The following is a 15,834-nucleotide window of genomic DNA, read 5'->3' as shown; positions in this document are numbered from 1 at the left end:
ATGCAATTCACCCTCACCATCAACCAGGTGAAAGCTCTGGAATGGGGGCTCAACTCCCAGCAGGCGCTGCTGTTCTCGTTCGTCTACGGCTGCCCGAGCTGGGCCAAGCCTATGCAGACGCCGGACGGGATCTACTTCGCCCTGAGTAAGGCCAAGATCACCGACGAGCTGCCGCTTCTCACCGGAAAGCCTGACACTGCCTATCGCATGCTGAAAGCCCTGGAAGAGGTAGGCCTGATCGAGCTTTCCAGCACCTCCAGCATCACTCTGTTCCGCCTGACGGAGAAGGCTACCGAGTGGAACCAGAAGCTCGATGGCTCGGAAAAATATCCGACCCCACCTGCTGGCCCTGAAGGTCGGAAAAAAATCCGATCTAGGTCGGAAAAAAATCCGAGCAAGGTCGGAAAAAAATCCGATCCAAGGTCGGAAAAAAATCCGACAAATCAGGATACCAATAATCAGGATACCAATCAGGGTACCAGTCAGTGTTCGCAGGAAGGTTCGGACGAGCCGAACCAGCCTGCCGGAAAAGTGGTTGCGTTGATCCCTCTTGGGAGCGAAGAGCCGCGCTGCGAAATCCCAGCCGATATGCCAGGGCCGAAGGATCAGTCCTGCAAAACCTTCAAGGCCTGGGCCAACTACGCGATGGCCTACCGCAAGCGCTACAAGACCTGGCCGGTGTGGAACGCGAAGGCCGGCGGCCAGATGGGCCAGCTGATTGACCGCCTGGGGATTGAGAACGCCCACCACGTCGCCGCGTTCTACCTGCGGATCAACGACGCCAAGCTGATCAACGGCTGCCACAACCTGGGCGACCTGCTGGCCAAGGCCGAGGCCTACCACACTCAGTGGGTGACCAACCGCCAGATGAACGCCACGACTGCCCGCCAGCAGGAGCAGACCCAGGCAAACATCAACGCGGCACAGGAAGCGGCTGACGCGATCCTCAACGGCAAGGGAGGGCAGCGCAATGCTTTCCTCTGAGCAGCAAGCCGAACTGGCCGGCGCAATCTGCGCCACTGCCGAGGCAATGGGGCAGACCATCAGCGCTGGAGGCGCTCAGCTCATCGCTGAGGACCTTTCGGCCTATGAGCCTGGCGTGATCATTGGTGCACTGCGCGCGTGCCGTAGAGAGCCTGCTGGGCGCCTTTCGCTCGGCATGGTCCTCAAGCACATCCACGCGGCTGATAGCCGTCCTGGCAAGGATGAGGCGTGGTCGATCGCCCTGGCAGCCAGTGATGAGCACGAGACCGTGGTGCTCACCACTGAAATCCGCCAGGCCATGATCGCCTCCGAGCCGATCCTCGAGGCCGGCGACAAGGTCGGCGCCCGGATGGCCTTCATGAGCGCCTACGAACGTCTGGTCAGCTTTGCCCGGGCCGAGGATCAGCCGGCCAAGTGGGAGGTTTCGCTGGGTTACGACCAGGGCCGCCGCGTCACTGCGATTGAGTCGGCAGTTCGGGCCCAGCTCATCACCCACGAGACCGGGGCCAAGTACCTGGCCGATCTGCGTATCGCGCCAATCACCCAGGACGGTCAGGCCATTGCCGGCCTGCTCACCGGTGAGGTGCGTCCGCAGGCCAGCGCCAAGACTCGGGAAAAGCTCGCCGAGGTGCGTTGCATCCTCAAGGCCGCCAAGGCCAAGAAAGACCGCGAACGAGCCAAGGAAGACCAGCGCCGCCGCATCGAAACCTATCTGCGCAAGCGGCAGACACGCGCCGCAGTCGCTCAGTTGAACATCAAGCGCGCCGGGCTGCCGGCCGGGGAGGGGGTGTGATGGATTCCGGAATAAAACCGAAGGCCGTTGCCACGTTCTTCTTCGTTGCCTTCTGGGTCATGTTCGTCATCGCCACCGGGGCGGTTTACCAGCGCGATAAGGCTCTCGAAGTTCGTTCTGAGCTTGATGGGAAGACCCTGGTCTGCCGGTTCGAGGAGAAGCACTGATGGACACCAACAAGATGCGCGACCTCAGCCGCGAGCAGTTCGAGGCGTGGTTCGAATCCTCTGGCATGGAGAAATTCAAAGAGACGGCCTGGGCATCCTGGCAGGCAAGCCGCGCCGCCGTGGTGGTGGAGTTGCCCGAGGCTCACATGAATGGCTCGTACACGGACCCTCAAGTTCTTTACGCGGAGGAGGTTCGACATGCAATCGAGGCCCAGGGCCTGAAGGTGGCGTCATGACCATCGACCTTTTCAGGAAAGACCTGATTGTTGAAGTGCTGCACATGGGCGAGGGCGACGAGACCTTCATCACGGCAGTCAGTGGCCGCATCACTGTGGAGCGTCTGCAGGAGATTGAAAAGCAAATGGCTGACGGCGAGGGGTTCGATAAGGGCGCCGGATCGTACGTGTTCGACTGCGCTTACTTCCCAGGCCAGTACGGTGAGTTCGGCTACTGCGAATTGCCGCCGTGCTGGGAACTGACTCCCGTCGGGTTCGTATCTCTTGAGCAACTGGTCCTTGAAACGGCCGAGGAAGGCGACGATGACTGACTTCGTGATGCACAGCATGGCCGACGCCAACCGTTTGTTCGGTCTCCTTCAGGCGCAGGACTTCACCCGTCCCAAGAAGATCGTGATCAAAGACCAGGACCGCAGCGGCGAGCAGAACAAGAAGCTCCACGCCTGCCTCAGCGATATCGCCAAGCAGGTCGAGCACGCCGGCAAGAAATGGGACGTCCTGATCTGGAAGCGCCTCTTGACGGCTGCCTGGCTCCGTGAGAGCGGCGAACAGCCCCAACTGATACCGGCGGTGGACGGCAACGGCTTCGACGTCGTGTACGAGCGCACAAGCCAGCTGAGCGTGAAGCAGTGCGCCAGCCTGCTGGAGTGGATTCAAGCATTCGGCGCCGAGCACCAGGTGCGGTGGAGTCAAAAGGATCTGTGGGAGGGGCGTTACTGATGAGCAACTTCAACGTAGGCGACCTGGCACTGACCATTTACCCGGTTCCCGGCGTGCCTGCTGGCACGGTGGTTGACCTCCTCCACAAGCTTTCCCCAGGCGAAGCGTTCAAGGGGCCTGATGGCTTGACCTACACGGCCCTGGCCCTTGGCTGGATCTGCGCCCGACCTGGTGATGACCGCAGCGTGGCATACGCAGAGACGAGCCTGATGCCCCTGCGCGGAGACTTCGAGCCCGAGCAGCAGAAAGCCAAGGAGGCCTAACCATGCGCGTAGTCATGCCTCACCAATGCGAATGTCACCGCTGCATCAAAGATCACCGGTTAGGCATGGAAGGTCCATTCGGCTGGGTGCCGTTGTCGTCCACCAAAATGATTCTGTGCCCGGTGTGTGGCTGCAAGCGCTGCCCCCATGCGAGTGATCACGACCTGGCGTGCACCGACAGTAACGCGCCTAGCCAGCCTGGGAGCGTGTACCAATGACCGCCACGAAAACGCCGAAGCCGAAAAGGTGCAAGGCACCAGGTTGCGGCAAGCCATTCAAGCCGACCATGACCACGCAGAAGGTGTGCAGCATGGCCTGCGCCAAGGCCATGGCCAAGGACCCGAAGCTGCAGAAGATTGCGGCCAAGGCCATCAGCAAACAGGCCCGCCAGGACCTGCAGGAGCGCCGGGAGAAGCTTAAAACCCGCCGAGAGCACATGGCCGAGGCCCAGACCGCGTTCAACGCCTACATCCGCGAGCGCGATGCCGGGCTGCCGTGCATCAGCTGCGACTCGTTGTCGAGCGACCACGACCTCATCACCGGCAGCCGCTGGGACGCCGGACATTACCGGTCGGTGGGCGCCTGCCCGGAGCTGCGCTTCGAGCCGCTCAACGTCCACCGGCAGTGCGTGAAGTGCAACCGGAACCTGTCGGGTAACGCAGTCGAGTACCGCATTCGGTTGGTGAAGCGCATCGGCGCCGACCAAGTGGAATGGCTCGAGGGGCCTCATAAGCCTCAGCGCCTGACCATCGAAGACCTGCAGGCCATCAAGGCCCTGTACAGGCAGAAGCTCAGAGACCTACGGAGGGCAGCAGCATGAACTGGACACCAACCGACAGCGGCCAGCTGCTCATGCTGGGCGTGTTTATTTTTACCACTTACTCAATTGCTGGGTACGCGATAGTGCGTGGCATCTTCATCTCGAGTCGCCGCAAGAAGGAGAACGGGCAGTGAACTATCAGAGCGTAGTGTCGGCAGTAGTTCGTGCCCTTGCGGCCGAAACGATCAACAGCGCAGGCGGGTTCGACTTCGAACCCAAGGTGCAGGCTGCAAAGCAGAAGGGTGCAATTGTAGGCAAGGAGGCAGCCTTTCTCTTCGACTGCATGGTGTTCAGTCGCCTGCACAAGAACCTAAGCCCATCGCACTGGCGTCACTTGGTGGCGAAGTACTCGACGCACGTTGATCGCAAGCACTCTGCCATCGAGGAGCTGACGCGCACCCATCGCTCGCCAGCCCCGGACCGATTTCGTCAGTGCGCCATTCTGACCTGGGCCATGCCCAAGCTGCCTGGCGTAGACGGTAAGCGTAGCACGAGCGTTTTGCCGGCGGCCTGGTATGAGATGGATAACTGGAGTGATGATCCACACCCAATCAAGACCCAGGAGCGCTGGAGGCGCGACATCCGTAGGGCCTTGGAGCGCGAAGTAGACGCTGCACTGGTAGAAGCCCAGCACATTCTCGACCATGAAGGCCTTTTGGTAGCAGATGTCGCTTGACGCCGATTGAGCCAATGAGCCAATATACGTCCATCCTGTGATTCCTGCGCCTGATGATGGCAGCAACGATCATAGGATGGTCTGGAGATTTCATGACCCAGATCCATCGCTTCCCCTTCATCGAGACGTCCAGTCTCCCCAGCTACAACATTTGCCAGCGCTCACGCTGCCTCCGAGACGCATTGGAAGGCACCCATTACTGCGCAGGCCATCAGCCGAAGCCGAAAGCTCCTGATTCCGCCTGGGCTGGCATGAAAGTCGTCTACATCATTGGCGCTGCCGGAGACGAGTTCGTCAAGATCGGCTATGCCACAGACTTGAGCGCTCGCTTGGTCAACATGCAGGTAGGGTCAGCGCGAGAGCTGCTGGTGCACTGCGTGCTTGAAGGTGGCGTCAAGGTCGAATCCATTCTCCACCTGGAGATGCAGGCGCATCATGTGCGGGGAGAGTGGTTCAAGGCCGAGCCAGTCAAGGCGTTGTGCGAGAAGCTCCAGAAGTGCCGCCACACCCGCATGAGGCTCAAGGTTGAGTCGGTCATCAGTGAGTGGAACGAGTCTGGCCACCCTTGGGATGGCCGGGGCGTAGCGCAACGCCGTAAGCGACCAAGATTCACAATTAGCACCTAATCAAGGCCCGGCCCCAAAAGCCGGGTTTTATTGCCCAATGAGGCCCTCAAGAGGCCCGACGCCACCTCTGGCGAGGTCAGATTTTTTTTGTGTAGCACGGAACGTTTTGATGGCGCTATGATTCTGATAGGTTGCTAACTAAACAAACATGGAAGACCGTGATTATGAAAACCGTTCTAGCTGCTGCAGTACTGTCCCTTTTTGCTGCGTCTGCCGGAGCAGCTGAGCTTTCCGGTGCGCTGGGTGCGACAAGTCAAGGCGGCATTACGGCGCGTGCAGGCGTTGGCTTTAACTGGGACAAAAGCTGGTTTGAATCCAGTACTGGCCGTCTAACCGGTTACTGGGATGCTGGGTATACCTATTGGGAAGCAGGAGATGCTTCCGGTGGCGCTCACTCGCTGTCCTTTGCGCCAGTTTTCGTTTACGAGTTCGGCAGCGGTAACGTGAAGCCATTCGTTGAGGCTGGCATCGGCCTGGCGGTCTTCTCTGGTACGTCCGCAGGTGACCAGGACTTTGGTTCGGCCTTCAACTTCGAAGACCGCATCGGTGCGGGCTTGAAGATCGGCGAGACGCAGAAGGTTGGCATCCGAGCGATTCACTACTCCAACGCTGGCATTAAGCAGCCCAACGACGGTATCGAGTCGTACTCGCTGTTCTACAGCCACCAGATTTAAAAAAGCACGATCCCTCTTTGCCCGCCCTGTGCGGGCTTTTTTGTGCCTAGGTAATCATACCGGCCGATGCCTGGCATAGAGCCTGTTGGCCATGTAACTGACTCTCTGTGTACCGTTTTTACTTGCCCGCGCCCTAATAAGGGTCTAAATCGGGTCATTTTTTAGGAACCACTCATGGCCGAACCAGCAAGCACGACTGCCGGCGTCCTGCTGGTGAAGTACGGTGTGATCATTGGCGGCTTCGCAGGAGCGATCCTCTCGCTGACCTTCCTGCGCGGCCTCACCCGGGGCCAGGCGGTCGCCGCCTTCTTCACCGGCTTCGCTTCGGCAGTCTTCTGCACCCCGCTCGCCATCAGCTACTTCAGCCTAGGCACCAGCGGAGAAACCCAATACGGCGTGGCCTTTCTGATAGGCCTTCTGGCAATGAACATCATCCCGGTGCTGAAGTCGCTCGTGGGTCAGTTCGGAGCCAAGGGAGCTACCTGATGAGCTCGACCCTAATTTCAATGCTGATCGGCACCAATGCCTTCCTGAGCGTGCTAGTGGTAATCGCCGCGTGCGACTACCTGCGCCGGATCAGGCCAATGGATGCGCCACTGCTGGCCATCGCGTTCTACCTGGTGGCCATCGGCGCGTTCGGCGCGTTCGTCTTGGCCATGAACGGTCATGTGCCCACCCTGTACGGCGTGATCCTCAAGCTGGGGATTGTCCTGTACGCGGTCGCCCGGCGCGGCCACGTGCTCCAGCCCGGGTAGGGCGCCACAAATTCGAAATGCGCCGTTTCGTGGCGCGAGGAAATCCCCATGACCCCTGAACAATTCGCCTACTGGCTGAATGGCTTCGTCGAATTATCCGCAGGCGAGAATCCTACGCCTGAGCAGTGGATGTCGATCACGGAGCACCTGAAAACAGTATTCAAAAAGGTGACGCCCGCATATCAGTCGCCAAGCCTTGGATCTCCAGGGCTTCGAACCTTGGATCTTCGCCCGAGCGACATTGCATGGCCTGGCGGCGTTGCCCCAGTAATTACCTGCTGACCCGCGCCACGAAATCATGAAGTGCCATTTTGTGGCGCGGGGGCAGTAAATGATTGGGAAGTCGAAATACGTTTCGGTGTCGGCCGCCCAAGAGGTCATGACTCTCCATTCGCCTGCAGCGCTGCGCTGGGCTATGGAGTGCATCATGGCACGTCGGCCCATCTTCCGAAGAGGGATGCATTGGATGGTGGTGAGGGCACAAACAAGCGTCTCAGGCCTTCAGGTGCACCTAATTGAAATCCGGCTGCTTGCACGCCCTGGACTGTAAAGCGTCCCACCGTGGCGCGGAGTAAAAACCTGTGACCACATCAAAACCGCGAATTCAAGTGCCGTCTGGCGGAATTGTCACAAGCGACAGCCTCCAGAACCTGGTAGCCAACATAGGCACCAACCGGGACAAGCGCACGCACAACCAGTTCGGGTTCCAGTTCGTCACACCCTACGAGCTCGAAGCGGCCTACCAGTCGAACTGGCTGGCCCGCCGCATCGTGGACAAGCCGAACGAAGATGCCCTGCGCGAGTGGCGCCGCTTCAACGGCAAGGACGCGAGCAAGATCGCTGCCGAGGAGCGACGCCTGGGCGTGCAGCAGAAGTACCTGGATGCCTGCTGCTGGGCTGACCTCTACGGCGGCGCGGCCATGCTGATGATCACCGGCCAGGACCTGAGCAAGCCCCTCGACCTGAACAAGGTTAAGAAGGGCGGCCTGAAGAACATCGTCGTGTTCGACCGCTGGGACATTCAGCCGAGCCAGTTCAACTTCACCGACCCCCTGGCGCCCAACTGGATGCTGCCAGAGATCTACACGGTGGTGAACGGCCAGCAGCCTATCCACTACTCGCACGTCATCCGCCGCACGGGCGCCCGCCTGCCGCGCCGTATGGCTCAGTTCGAACAGGGTTGGGGTGACAGCCGCCTGCGTCGCTGCATGGAAGACCTGCGCGACGTGGTGGCCACCAAGGGCGGTATTGCCTCGCTGGTGCTTGAGGCCAACGTAGACACCATCAGCGTCAAGGGCCTGCAAGGCGCCCTGGCCAGCGCTCAATGTGATCAGATCACCGAGCGCTACCGCATGTTCGGCATGCTCAAGGGCATCATCAACCTTGGCCTGCTTGACCAAGACCATGAGAAGTACGAGCGCAGCAGTGTTGCCTTCTCCGGCCTCAGCCAGATCATGGAGCAGTTCATGGTGTGGACGGCAGGCGCGGCAGAGATGCCCGTCACCGAGCTATGGGGGCAATCCGCTGCAGGGCTCAACTCCACCGGTGACGGCGACCTCAAGACCTACCACGGCACGATCAAGGGCAAGCAAGACGGCCAGATGCGCCGAGACCTGGAACGCTTGGATGAGGTGCTGATTCGGTCCGCCCTTGGCACCTACCCCGACGACATCGAGTTCGAGTGGAACCCGCTCTACCAGAAGTCGAGCGTGGAAGAAGCCCAAGAGGATCTGGCAGACGCCCAGGCCGATGCGATCAACATCGAGAACCGCATCATCCGCCCAAGCCACGCCATGACCCGCGCGCAGGCCAAAGGTCGATACGCCATCACCGACGAGCAGATCGCCGCCCAGGTGCAGCGAGAGAAGGACGAAGACAATGGCCTTGGCTCCGATGAAAACCTCGAAGCCTTCACCCTTGGAGGCCCTGACGGCGACGACCAAGGCCCTGATGGCAAGAAAGCGCAAGCCACGGGCGCCTGATCCGGTAAAGCCAAGTGAGGGCGCAGAGCGCTTCTATCGGGGCGAGCTAAACGCCCTGGTGCGCAATATGTCGCAGCAGCTGTATGCAGTGCTGGGCCCCGAGCTGGCTCGACTCAAGCCGCAATACACCGCCGACAGCCTGGTGACCCTGGATGGCTGGACTGACGAAATCCTCGCGGTAATACGCCGGGTGTCGTCGACATTCACCACCAGCCTGTTCGATCAGCAGGCCAGTCGGGTGGCGGCCGGCACCATCAGTCGGGCCGAGGCCGACAACGCCGAAGATTTCCGCAAGTCGGTCAACCGCGCCGTGGGTGTGGACTTCGAGCTGATCACCAAGCCCAAGGGCATGGTCGACTACCTCGAAGCCTCGACCGCCGAGAACGTCAACCTGATCAAGTCCATCCCCGCCGAGTACTTCCAGCGGGTAGAGACAATCGTTCTTGGCGGCATGAAGAGCGGCCTCGCTCCTACGGCCATCGCCAAGCAGATTCAGGAGCAGACCGGTGTCAGCTCCAGGCGCGCCAAGCTGATCGCTCGGGACCAGGTGTCGCAGCTGAACAGTGACCTGACGCGACAGCGGCAGACGGCAGCCGGCATCGAGTTCTACCGCGTCGAGACGGCCAACGATCAGCGTGTCTCTGGTGACCCCAGCGGCAAGTACCCCAACGCCAAGATCAGCTGCTATGGCATCGCCAAGCAGGACATCGGCTATGGCCCTGGCGTGTACAAGGTCAGCGAAGGCGCCACCTGGCGCGGCGTGACCAACCTGCACCCTGGTAAGCACCACCCGCTCTGCCGGTGCGTAGGGATATCCCTCATCCCCGGCGTGAACTACTTCCCCGACAAGAACGGGTAGCACATGAAAAAAATGACCTTGGACGAGGCCTTCAAGCCTACGTCCCGCACCCGCACGCCTGAGGGCTACCTCTGCGTGAAGGGCATCGCGGCCCGCACGGGGGTCTACCAGTACGTTTCGACTGAACTGGACCTGCCGGGCCCGGCCCGAATCGTCAACGTCTACAAGCCCGCCGAGGAGCTGTTCAGTCCTGAGTCGATGGCCACAGCGATCGACAAGGACGTGACCAACGACCACCCCGAGGACCTGGTCGACTCGACCACCTTCCGTGATGTGTCGGTCGGCCACGCCCGCGGCTACGAGCAGGACGGTGAAAACGCGGTCGTCGACATGATCATCAAGGATCAGTCGGCCATCGACGACATCGAGTCAGGCAAGGCTGAGCTCTCGCCTGGCTACACCGCAGAATACGTTCCCGAGGCTGGCATCGCACCTGACGGCCAGTCGTACGAGTACGTGCAGCGGATCATCAAATACAACCACTTCGCGGTTGTTGATGCAGCGCGGGCCGGCAAGGTCGCCCGCATTTTTGACCACAAACCGAAAGGTATCCCCCCAATGGCGACCCGGAAAGTCTTCCTAGACTCCAAGAAAAGCCGCTCCGTCATCCTCGACGAAGAGACCGCAACGGTAGTCGAAGACGCCGTGTCAGGCCTCATGAAAACCCTGGATGAAGCCAACGAGCGCGCAGACAAGGCCGAAGCGGCCAAAGACGAAGCCGAAGAGAAGGCAGAAGAGGCGAAAAAAGCCACCTCTGACGCCGCTATCGGCGAGCGCGTCAAGCTCACCCTCGACACCATCGCCTCCGCCTCGAAGATCGTGAAGAACTTCGACAGCAAGGGCCTGGTATCCCCGCTGGAGATCAAGCGCGCCGCGCTGGCCCAGTTGAAGCCTACCCGTGACTGGGCCGGCAAGTCCGAGGCCTACATCACTGCCGCGTTCGACTCCGCCGAGGAGGATGCGAAGGAAACCACCGATGAGGATGACGAGGACGACAAGAAGTCGACCAACGACAGCCTGCGCAGCCTGGCCAATGACCTGAAAAACCGTCCGAAGCTGACCAATGACGGCTCCGAGGCCTACAACAACTTCCTGAACGGGGTGACCAAGTAATGGCGACCGCAATCGACACCTTTGGCCAGTACGCTGGCAAGGCCTTCGAGGGTCAGATCAATGACCTGTCGATGGCCGACATCACCTCTGGCGTGGCAGATGTTGCCATCCCGTTCGCCCGCGCCGTTGTGCAGGGCTCCGGTGACAAGCGCGACGCACTTCCAGGCGCAGGCGCAGCTTTCTTCAAAGGCATCTCGGTTCGCAAGACGGTCGGCGTCAGCTCCAGCTACGTTACCGGCTCCACTGCAAACCCCACCAACGGCAACGCAGTGGGCGGCTATCGCATCGGCGAGGAAGTGAGCCGCGTATCGAACGGCCGCGTCTGGGTTCGCACCGTTGACGGCGCAACCATCGGCGCCCAGGTCTACGCCAAGCCAACCACTGGCGAACTGACCAACGCTGCCACCGCAGGCAACCACGTGCTGCAAGGCTGCACCTTCCTGACCGCTGCTGCGGCCGGCGAGTTGGCCTTGATGCAAGTCAAGGCTCTCAACCCAACCACCATTGCCGCCTAAGGAGCGCTCACATGAGAACAATGGACGCTGCGGCCCAGGCGCAACTGGGCTTTCTGGTCGGTAACCTGACCTACATCGAGCAGGAGGTTCTGCGACAGCCGTACCCGGAGATCAAGTATCCCCGCGTGCTGGCCGTAGACACCTCCGCCCCGGACTACATCGAGTCGATCGGCTTCAAGGTGCTGGACTACAAGGGTGAGCCGGCTCCTATCGGTGACCTGTCGCACGACTTTCCACTGGCCGAAATCGCCTCGAAGATCGGCGGTGTCGACGTTGTCCAGGCTGGCCTGGGCTACACCTACACCCAGATCGAAGTCGGCAAGGCCATGGAAATGGCCAATGCCCAGGGCTTCGGCGGTGCGATCAACTACCTGGCCGAGAAGCCAATCGCGACCCGCACCCTGACCGAGCAGTGGCTTGACCGCGTGGCCTTTGTCGGCGATGCGCGCTGGCCTTCGCTGGCTACCGGCGGCCTGATCAAGTACCCCGGCGTTCCGGTGCTCGCTACTGGCACCCTGCTGGGTGGCGCGAACAAGACCTTCGCCCAGATCCTGGCGCAGGACCCGGACACGGCCGCAAGCGAGATGCTGACCCTGCTGAACAACCTGATCCTTCAGGTTTACCAGGTGCAGACCAACAGCATTTTCCGCCCGACCCACATCCTGCTGCCGCTCAAGCAGTACGGCCAGCTGACCACCTTCCGCATTCCGAACACCTCGGAAACGTTGGTGAGCTACCTGGAGCGCGTGCTGAACATCACGTTCGAGCCGATCCTGCAACTGGCCGGTGCCGGTGCTGGCGGCACTGACCGGATGATGGCCTACACAAAGAACGCCCAGTTCGCGAAGTTCCACCTGCCGATGCCGTTCCAGCTGAACGCGCCGATCCCGTCGCACGGCGGCCTGCGCTTCGAAGCTGCCGGCGTCGTACGCACCGCAGGTACCGAACTGCGGGTTCCGCTGAGCCACGCCTACGTAGACGGCATCTGAGGGGGTCACCATGTCTTCGAAGAAGATCTACACCAACGTCAGCGCCAACCCTGTCGTCCTATCGGATGGCAGTTCTGTGCAGCCAGGCGGGCAGACCACCGAGGATCAGTTCGAACTGGCCAAGGGCTCGTTCTGGGAGCAGCACGGCCTGCTTGTGGCCGGCGCCCCGGAGCAGCCTGACGACGCCAATGGCGACCTGCAGGTGCTGACCGAGGAGAACACCCAGCTCAAGGCTGACCTGTTCGCCGCCCAGGCCAAGCTGGCCGATCTGGAAGCCGCCACCAAGGGGCATCCCGAGCAGATCAAGACCCTGGAAGATCGCCTCACCCAGGAGTCGGCGCGTGCCAGCAAGCTGGAAGGCGAGCTGAAAGACACCCAGGCCAAGCTGGCCGCCAAGAAGTAACCCAGTGTCACGGCCCCTCATTGGGGCCTATGACTGGAGACCCTGATGGCTTCCATCACGAACATCAGCTCGCATCGCATCGACCTTGCCGACCTCTCTTTGGCCCCTGGCGAAGCGATCGAGAACTTCGACGACCGAGAGGCTGAGCACCTGAAGTCGACGAACTACTACCGGGCCGGCTGGATAAAGGTTGGCCCATCGCCTGAGCCCGAGCCGCCCACCGAGGAATGACCCGCCATGGCCGAACTGAACATCCCAGTGACGCCAGAGATGGTCGCTGAATTCCGCGAGTTCTACGAAGAGTTCGCCGACCCGGCCAAGTGGTCAGACGCCAAGATCACCAAGGCGCTGAACATCGCCAAGGGCGAATTCGGCACCTGCGGCAACTGGGGCCTGTATGGCCCCTGTTCGTTCTTGCAGCGCGGCTGGTTCGCTCTGGCGGCGCACTACCTGACCTGGAATGCGGCTACCACTGCCGCTACCGGCACCGATGGCAGCGCCACCACGCCCTACGCCGTGGCCAGCAAGAGCGTTCGCGATGAGTCGGTGTCCTACGCCGTCCCAGGCGCGAACGCATCGCTCACAGTTTGGGAGGCCGCTCTTGCGCTAACCCCGTACGGGCTTGAGTACCTGCACCTGCGGCAGCGGGCCGGAATGGGAGCGATCTGCGTATGATTCGGCCAACCGTCAGCCTCATCGGTCGCCAGCAGGCCGAGCAGGCTTTGAAGGATCTATCCAAGAGCCTGGAGCGCGAGCAGCGTGTGCTGGTCGGTGTGCCCAAGGGCGCTGGCGAGTACGAGGATGGCGTCAACTACGCCACCATCATGGCCGTGAACAATTTCGGGTCGGCGGACGGCCTCATACCGGCCCGCCCGGTGCTGCAGCCTGCCGTTGAAGAAGGTGCCCCGGTCTACCGCCGCCTTGCTGAGGTCATGCTGCCAAAAGTCCTCTCTGGCGACATGGAAATGCGCGTCCTGCTCGAGCAGATGGGCAGCCTGGCCGAGGGCCACGTCAAGCAGTACATGACCGACCTGCGCACGCCTCCGAACGCTCAGTCGACCATCGATAAGAAGGGTTCGGACAACCCGCTGATCGACACCGGAGCCCTTCGCCAGTCGATCCGCTACGTCATCGACGACAGCACCGATCCCCTTGAGGAGGGCATCTGATGGGCCTGAACATGCGCGGCCACGTCAGCGGCCCCTTTGTGTCGCATCGCGGCGTGCAACGCATGCGCTACAGCAGCGAGATCATCGACTTCGAGCCGAAGCTGACCATGACGCTGCTCGACACATTCGACGCCAACGTCCAGCCGGCCAGCGACAAGGAGATTGAGTTTCTCCAGATCGGCGCCGAGCGCATCAACGACATCAGGGTCATCCACCGAAACGACGGCAAGGGGATCGAGGTTTCCACCCCCGGAAATCTGGCCGACATCCTGGTATTCGCCGAGACGCCAGGCCAGCCCGCCACCTGGTGGAAGGCCATGGCCACCGACTACCGGCCCTGGCACAACTTCTGCCGGGCGGTGATCGCCAAGCTTGACCCGGCCGAAATCGAGAAGCTGCAGGGGTACGCCAATGGTTGACACCATCGCCCTCACGAAGGTCGTGTGCCAGGTGGTGGTCGCGGCCACCGGCCTGCCGGCCAACAAGGTGATCGTCGGCGACCCGGGCACATCGGCCCCAACCGGCACCTACGCCGCAGTGCGCATCGACAGCCCGGCCCAGTTCGGCCAGGCACTCAAGACGCAACGCAACGTGCCAGCCACTGATGACCCGCGCTTTGAGGACATCATCGAGCGGGTGGCCACCCAATTCACCATCGGGTTCAGCGTCAACATCTACCGCGCCGGCGCCATGGGCATGGCCATGACCCTGTGCGAGGCGAACAAGCGCGAGCCGATCAAGAGCATCCTGCGCCGCGCCAAGTTGGGCTGGTCCCGCATATCACCGATCAACAACCTGACCGGCCTCTACCAAGCGGCAATGGAAGAGCGCTCCCAGGTCACCCTGTACCTCTACGGCGAATCCGTGGCTGAAGACCGAATCAATCGGATCTACCGCGTCGGCTTCGAGGTTCAAACCGAACAATCTGGCGCCATCGCGCAAGGGGAAGTAAATGCCTTATCCGGCTGAGAACATCATCAACATTGTCACGAACATCCGTGCGGCCGGCCTGGGCACTGCCAACTTCGGCGCTGGCATGGTCTTCGCCGACTTCGACTCGTCCACCGACACGACGTTTGCCGAGGGCAGCTACCGGGACTACGGAGGCGCTGCGGCGGTGGCGGCAGACTTCAACATCGCGTCCGATGTTTATCTGGCGGCCCTGGCCTGGTTCTCTGCCGTGCCAAAGCCAAAGTCCCTGCGCATCTACCTACGGCAGGAGGATGACAGCCCGGTCGAGTCGATGAATGATGCGATCAATAAGCGCATCTGGTTCTACTGGTACGAGTTCGAGACCACCATCCGGGCCAACGACGCCGACGTCCTGGCGCTGATCGTTGCCGGGGATGCTGCTGGCAAGTTCTACGCCGGCACCACCAACCAGGCAGCCGTACGCGATCCGAGCCTTTCCACTGACATCGTCAGCAAGGCCAAGCTGCAGGGCTCGCGCCGGGCATTCCTGCTCAGCCACGCCACCGCCCCCTATGCCGGCTTCGAGCTGGGCGCCGTGTTCAGCCGCGTCAACTTCAACGCGGCCAACTCGACCATCACCGGCGAGTTCAAGAAGCTGCCAGGAATCACTGCGGAAGACCTGACCATCACCGCGTACAGCGCGATGAAGCAGAAAGGCGCCCCGTTCTACACCGTGGTCGAGACCGGTGGCCAGGTTGACGCCGGCCGGGTGATCAACTCGAAGTCCACGTCGAGCTTTGGCGAGTACATAGACGACGTGTTCAACCTGGATGGCTTCGTGAACTCGCTGCGAGTGAACCTGTACAACGCCCTGGCCAATGTGCCAACCAAGCTGAAGCAGACCTCAGAGGGTCAGCAGGTCCTGATCGATGCTGCTGCGCAGATCGGCCAGCGCTTCATCGATAACGGCTACCTCGGCGCTCGACAGTACACGAGCGACGAGACCGGAGAAGAGGTCTTGAGCGATGGCTACGAGATCCTCAGCAAGGCTGACGACATTCTCGACCTCACCGACGCCGAGCGCGCAGAGCGCCTGGCTGCCCCAATCATCATGCGCCTGTTCCGTGCCGGCGCCATCCACGCCGTAGACGTGACCGTCAACGTCGACTGAGGAGAGC

27 protein-coding genes are annotated in these 15,834 nt (G+C 61.3%); all 27 read left to right on the top strand.

Translation table 11 applies throughout. From position 1 onward, the window contains the following. The 27 genes from GEV39_RS14680 (at position 1) to GEV39_RS14550 (ending at position 15,827) form a co-directional block, all read left to right on the top strand. On the top strand, positions 1 to 984 hold the full coding sequence (locus tag GEV39_RS14680) for a phage replication protein (protein WP_173889990.1): 984 nt from the start codon (positions 1 to 3) through the stop codon (positions 982 to 984). After that, the gene (locus GEV39_RS14675) at positions 971 to 1,777 is read left to right on the top strand and encodes a hypothetical protein (protein ID WP_173889988.1); all 807 of its coding nucleotides are present in this window, start codon (positions 971 to 973) and stop codon (positions 1,775 to 1,777) included. Before GEV39_RS14680 ends, GEV39_RS14675 begins: the two co-directional genes overlap by 14 nt. Continuing rightward, complete coding sequence (locus GEV39_RS14670; protein ID WP_156357123.1) at positions 1,777 to 1,944, top strand: hypothetical protein; 168 nt, start codon at positions 1,777 to 1,779, stop codon at positions 1,942 to 1,944. The genes GEV39_RS14675 and GEV39_RS14670 overlap by 1 nt, the downstream gene beginning before the upstream one ends. After that, positions 1,944 to 2,180: a phiTE_015 family protein gene (locus tag GEV39_RS14665; protein ID WP_054904557.1), complete on the top strand. Its 237-nt coding sequence runs from the start codon at positions 1,944 to 1,946 to the stop codon at positions 2,178 to 2,180. The genes GEV39_RS14670 and GEV39_RS14665 overlap by 1 nt, the downstream gene beginning before the upstream one ends. After that, positions 2,177 to 2,491, top strand: a complete 315-nt coding sequence (locus GEV39_RS14660; RefSeq protein ID WP_054904556.1) for a hypothetical protein — start codon at positions 2,177 to 2,179, stop codon at positions 2,489 to 2,491. Before GEV39_RS14665 ends, GEV39_RS14660 begins: the two co-directional genes overlap by 4 nt. 7 nt (positions 2,492 to 2,498) lie before the next feature. Continuing rightward, positions 2,499 to 2,900, top strand: a complete 402-nt coding sequence (locus GEV39_RS14655; protein WP_437123815.1) for a recombination protein NinB — start codon at positions 2,499 to 2,501, stop codon at positions 2,898 to 2,900. Next, entirely contained in the window at positions 2,900 to 3,163 is a 264-nt protein-coding gene (locus GEV39_RS14650) for a hypothetical protein (RefSeq protein WP_173889986.1), read from the top strand. The genes GEV39_RS14655 and GEV39_RS14650 overlap by 1 nt, the downstream gene beginning before the upstream one ends. Positions 3,164 to 3,377: 214 nt before the next feature. Then, on the top strand, positions 3,378 to 3,983 hold the full coding sequence (locus tag GEV39_RS14645) for a recombination protein NinG (RefSeq protein ID WP_173889984.1): 606 nt from the start codon (positions 3,378 to 3,380) through the stop codon (positions 3,981 to 3,983). Beyond that, positions 3,980 to 4,117, top strand: coding sequence for a hypothetical protein (locus GEV39_RS14640; protein WP_173889982.1), 138 nt, complete (start codon positions 3,980 to 3,982; stop codon positions 4,115 to 4,117). Before GEV39_RS14645 ends, GEV39_RS14640 begins: the two co-directional genes overlap by 4 nt. Beyond that, positions 4,114 to 4,659 (top strand): hypothetical protein, encoded by a 546-nt coding sequence (locus GEV39_RS14635; protein WP_173889980.1) that lies wholly within the window; start codon positions 4,114 to 4,116, stop codon positions 4,657 to 4,659. The genes GEV39_RS14640 and GEV39_RS14635 overlap by 4 nt, the downstream gene beginning before the upstream one ends. 92 nt (positions 4,660 to 4,751) lie before the next feature. Then, complete coding sequence (locus GEV39_RS14630) at positions 4,752 to 5,285, top strand: GIY-YIG nuclease family protein (protein ID WP_173889978.1); 534 nt, start codon at positions 4,752 to 4,754, stop codon at positions 5,283 to 5,285. Between the two features lie 164 nt (positions 5,286 to 5,449). Further along, on the top strand, positions 5,450 to 5,959 hold the full coding sequence (locus GEV39_RS14625) for an acyloxyacyl hydrolase (protein ID WP_047595597.1): 510 nt from the start codon (positions 5,450 to 5,452) through the stop codon (positions 5,957 to 5,959). Positions 5,960 to 6,133: 174 nt separating this feature from the next. Then, complete coding sequence (locus GEV39_RS14620; RefSeq protein ID WP_016711287.1) at positions 6,134 to 6,445, top strand: hypothetical protein; 312 nt, start codon at positions 6,134 to 6,136, stop codon at positions 6,443 to 6,445. Further along, positions 6,445 to 6,714 (top strand): hypothetical protein, encoded by a 270-nt coding sequence (locus GEV39_RS14615; protein ID WP_173889976.1) that lies wholly within the window; start codon positions 6,445 to 6,447, stop codon positions 6,712 to 6,714. Before GEV39_RS14620 ends, GEV39_RS14615 begins: the two co-directional genes overlap by 1 nt. Positions 6,715 to 6,762: 48 nt before the next feature. Continuing rightward, positions 6,763 to 6,996: a hypothetical protein gene (locus GEV39_RS14610; RefSeq protein WP_173889974.1), complete on the top strand. Its 234-nt coding sequence runs from the start codon at positions 6,763 to 6,765 to the stop codon at positions 6,994 to 6,996. 299 nt (positions 6,997 to 7,295) lie between these two features. Beyond that, complete coding sequence (locus tag GEV39_RS14605; RefSeq protein WP_173889972.1) at positions 7,296 to 8,696, top strand: DUF1073 domain-containing protein; 1,401 nt, start codon at positions 7,296 to 7,298, stop codon at positions 8,694 to 8,696. 67 nt (positions 8,697 to 8,763) lie between these two features. Beyond that, the gene (locus tag GEV39_RS14600) at positions 8,764 to 9,555 is read left to right on the top strand and encodes a putative phage head morphogenesis protein (RefSeq protein ID WP_173889970.1); all 792 of its coding nucleotides are present in this window, start codon (positions 8,764 to 8,766) and stop codon (positions 9,553 to 9,555) included. A gap of 3 nt (positions 9,556 to 9,558) precedes the next feature. Beyond that, entirely contained in the window at positions 9,559 to 10,668 is a 1,110-nt protein-coding gene (locus GEV39_RS14595) for a DUF2213 domain-containing protein (RefSeq protein WP_173889968.1), read from the top strand. Further along, positions 10,668 to 11,183, top strand: coding sequence for a structural cement protein Gp24 (locus GEV39_RS14590; RefSeq protein WP_173889966.1), 516 nt, complete (start codon positions 10,668 to 10,670; stop codon positions 11,181 to 11,183). Before GEV39_RS14595 ends, GEV39_RS14590 begins: the two co-directional genes overlap by 1 nt. A gap of 11 nt (positions 11,184 to 11,194) precedes the next feature. Further along, the gene (locus GEV39_RS14585) at positions 11,195 to 12,172 is read left to right on the top strand and encodes a major capsid family protein (RefSeq protein WP_173889964.1); all 978 of its coding nucleotides are present in this window, start codon (positions 11,195 to 11,197) and stop codon (positions 12,170 to 12,172) included. Between the two features lie 10 nt (positions 12,173 to 12,182). Then, positions 12,183 to 12,575: a hypothetical protein gene (locus GEV39_RS14580; RefSeq protein WP_173889962.1), complete on the top strand. Its 393-nt coding sequence runs from the start codon at positions 12,183 to 12,185 to the stop codon at positions 12,573 to 12,575. Positions 12,576 to 12,620: 45 nt separating this feature from the next. Beyond that, the gene (locus tag GEV39_RS14575) at positions 12,621 to 12,806 is read left to right on the top strand and encodes a hypothetical protein (protein WP_173889960.1); all 186 of its coding nucleotides are present in this window, start codon (positions 12,621 to 12,623) and stop codon (positions 12,804 to 12,806) included. Positions 12,807 to 12,812: 6 nt separating this feature from the next. Next, the gene (locus GEV39_RS14570) at positions 12,813 to 13,250 is read left to right on the top strand and encodes a DUF4054 domain-containing protein (protein ID WP_173889958.1); all 438 of its coding nucleotides are present in this window, start codon (positions 12,813 to 12,815) and stop codon (positions 13,248 to 13,250) included. Continuing rightward, a complete protein-coding gene (locus tag GEV39_RS14565) occupies positions 13,247 to 13,744 on the top strand; it encodes a hypothetical protein (protein ID WP_173889956.1) in 498 nt (165 codons plus the stop codon). The genes GEV39_RS14570 and GEV39_RS14565 overlap by 4 nt, the downstream gene beginning before the upstream one ends. Further along, positions 13,744 to 14,163 carry a hypothetical protein gene (locus GEV39_RS14560; protein ID WP_125920263.1) on the top strand — a complete coding sequence of 140 codons (420 nt, stop codon included), beginning with the start codon at positions 13,744 to 13,746 and terminating at the stop codon, positions 14,161 to 14,163. The genes GEV39_RS14565 and GEV39_RS14560 overlap by 1 nt, the downstream gene beginning before the upstream one ends. After that, positions 14,156 to 14,713, top strand: a complete 558-nt coding sequence (locus GEV39_RS14555; protein ID WP_173889954.1) for a phage neck terminator protein — start codon at positions 14,156 to 14,158, stop codon at positions 14,711 to 14,713. The genes GEV39_RS14560 and GEV39_RS14555 overlap by 8 nt, the downstream gene beginning before the upstream one ends. Further along, complete coding sequence (locus tag GEV39_RS14550; RefSeq protein ID WP_173889953.1) at positions 14,697 to 15,827, top strand: DUF3383 family protein; 1,131 nt, start codon at positions 14,697 to 14,699, stop codon at positions 15,825 to 15,827. Before GEV39_RS14555 ends, GEV39_RS14550 begins: the two co-directional genes overlap by 17 nt. Positions 15,828 to 15,834 lie beyond the last annotated feature (7 nt).

Source organism: Pseudomonas sp. NY5710, from assembly GCF_013305665.1.
Taxonomy (GTDB): Bacteria; Pseudomonadota; Gammaproteobacteria; order Pseudomonadales; family Pseudomonadaceae; genus Aquipseudomonas; species Aquipseudomonas juntendi.
Note: the sequence above shows the minus strand (reverse complement) of the source record. Positions and strands in the feature narration are given on the sequence as shown.

Bases quoted from the DNA above. Each gene is read 5' to 3' on its own strand.
- GEV39_RS14620 (WP_016711287.1), top strand. From the start codon at position 6,134: ATGGCCGAACCAGCAAGCACGACTGCCGGCGTCCTGCTGGTGAAGTAC.
- GEV39_RS14580 (WP_173889962.1), top strand. From the start codon at position 12,183: ATGTCTTCGAAGAAGATCTACACCAACGTCAGCGCCAACCCTGTCGTC.
- GEV39_RS14565 (WP_173889956.1), top strand. From the start codon at position 13,247: ATGATTCGGCCAACCGTCAGCCTCATCGGTCGCCAGCAGGCCGAGCAG.
- GEV39_RS14610 (WP_173889974.1), top strand. From the start codon at position 6,763: ATGACCCCTGAACAATTCGCCTACTGGCTGAATGGCTTCGTCGAATTA.
- GEV39_RS14625 (WP_047595597.1), top strand. From the start codon at position 5,450: ATGAAAACCGTTCTAGCTGCTGCAGTACTGTCCCTTTTTGCTGCGTCT.
- GEV39_RS14570 (WP_173889958.1), top strand. From the start codon at position 12,813: ATGGCCGAACTGAACATCCCAGTGACGCCAGAGATGGTCGCTGAATTC.
- GEV39_RS14630 (WP_173889978.1), top strand. From the start codon at position 4,752: ATGACCCAGATCCATCGCTTCCCCTTCATCGAGACGTCCAGTCTCCCC.
- GEV39_RS14550 (WP_173889953.1), top strand. From the start codon at position 14,697: ATGCCTTATCCGGCTGAGAACATCATCAACATTGTCACGAACATCCGT.
- GEV39_RS14670 (WP_156357123.1), top strand. From the start codon at position 1,777: ATGGATTCCGGAATAAAACCGAAGGCCGTTGCCACGTTCTTCTTCGTT.
- GEV39_RS14650 (WP_173889986.1), top strand. From the start codon at position 2,900: ATGAGCAACTTCAACGTAGGCGACCTGGCACTGACCATTTACCCGGTT.
- GEV39_RS14645 (WP_173889984.1), top strand. From the start codon at position 3,378: ATGACCGCCACGAAAACGCCGAAGCCGAAAAGGTGCAAGGCACCAGGT.
- GEV39_RS14600 (WP_173889970.1), top strand. From the start codon at position 8,764: ATGTCGCAGCAGCTGTATGCAGTGCTGGGCCCCGAGCTGGCTCGACTC.
- GEV39_RS14675 (WP_173889988.1), top strand. From the start codon at position 971: ATGCTTTCCTCTGAGCAGCAAGCCGAACTGGCCGGCGCAATCTGCGCC.
- GEV39_RS14560 (WP_125920263.1), top strand. From the start codon at position 13,744: ATGGGCCTGAACATGCGCGGCCACGTCAGCGGCCCCTTTGTGTCGCAT.
- GEV39_RS14595 (WP_173889968.1), top strand. From the start codon at position 9,559: ATGAAAAAAATGACCTTGGACGAGGCCTTCAAGCCTACGTCCCGCACC.
- GEV39_RS14615 (WP_173889976.1), top strand. From the start codon at position 6,445: ATGAGCTCGACCCTAATTTCAATGCTGATCGGCACCAATGCCTTCCTG.
- GEV39_RS14575 (WP_173889960.1), top strand. From the start codon at position 12,621: ATGGCTTCCATCACGAACATCAGCTCGCATCGCATCGACCTTGCCGAC.
- GEV39_RS14590 (WP_173889966.1), top strand. From the start codon at position 10,668: ATGGCGACCGCAATCGACACCTTTGGCCAGTACGCTGGCAAGGCCTTC.
- GEV39_RS14585 (WP_173889964.1), top strand. From the start codon at position 11,195: ATGAGAACAATGGACGCTGCGGCCCAGGCGCAACTGGGCTTTCTGGTC.
- GEV39_RS14655 (WP_437123815.1), top strand. From the start codon at position 2,499: ATGCACAGCATGGCCGACGCCAACCGTTTGTTCGGTCTCCTTCAGGCG.
- GEV39_RS14660 (WP_054904556.1), top strand. From the start codon at position 2,177: ATGACCATCGACCTTTTCAGGAAAGACCTGATTGTTGAAGTGCTGCAC.
- GEV39_RS14640 (WP_173889982.1), top strand. From the start codon at position 3,980: ATGAACTGGACACCAACCGACAGCGGCCAGCTGCTCATGCTGGGCGTG.
- GEV39_RS14665 (WP_054904557.1), top strand. From the start codon at position 1,944: ATGGACACCAACAAGATGCGCGACCTCAGCCGCGAGCAGTTCGAGGCG.
- GEV39_RS14680 (WP_173889990.1), top strand. From the start codon at position 1: ATGCAATTCACCCTCACCATCAACCAGGTGAAAGCTCTGGAATGGGGG.
- GEV39_RS14555 (WP_173889954.1), top strand. From the start codon at position 14,156: ATGGTTGACACCATCGCCCTCACGAAGGTCGTGTGCCAGGTGGTGGTC.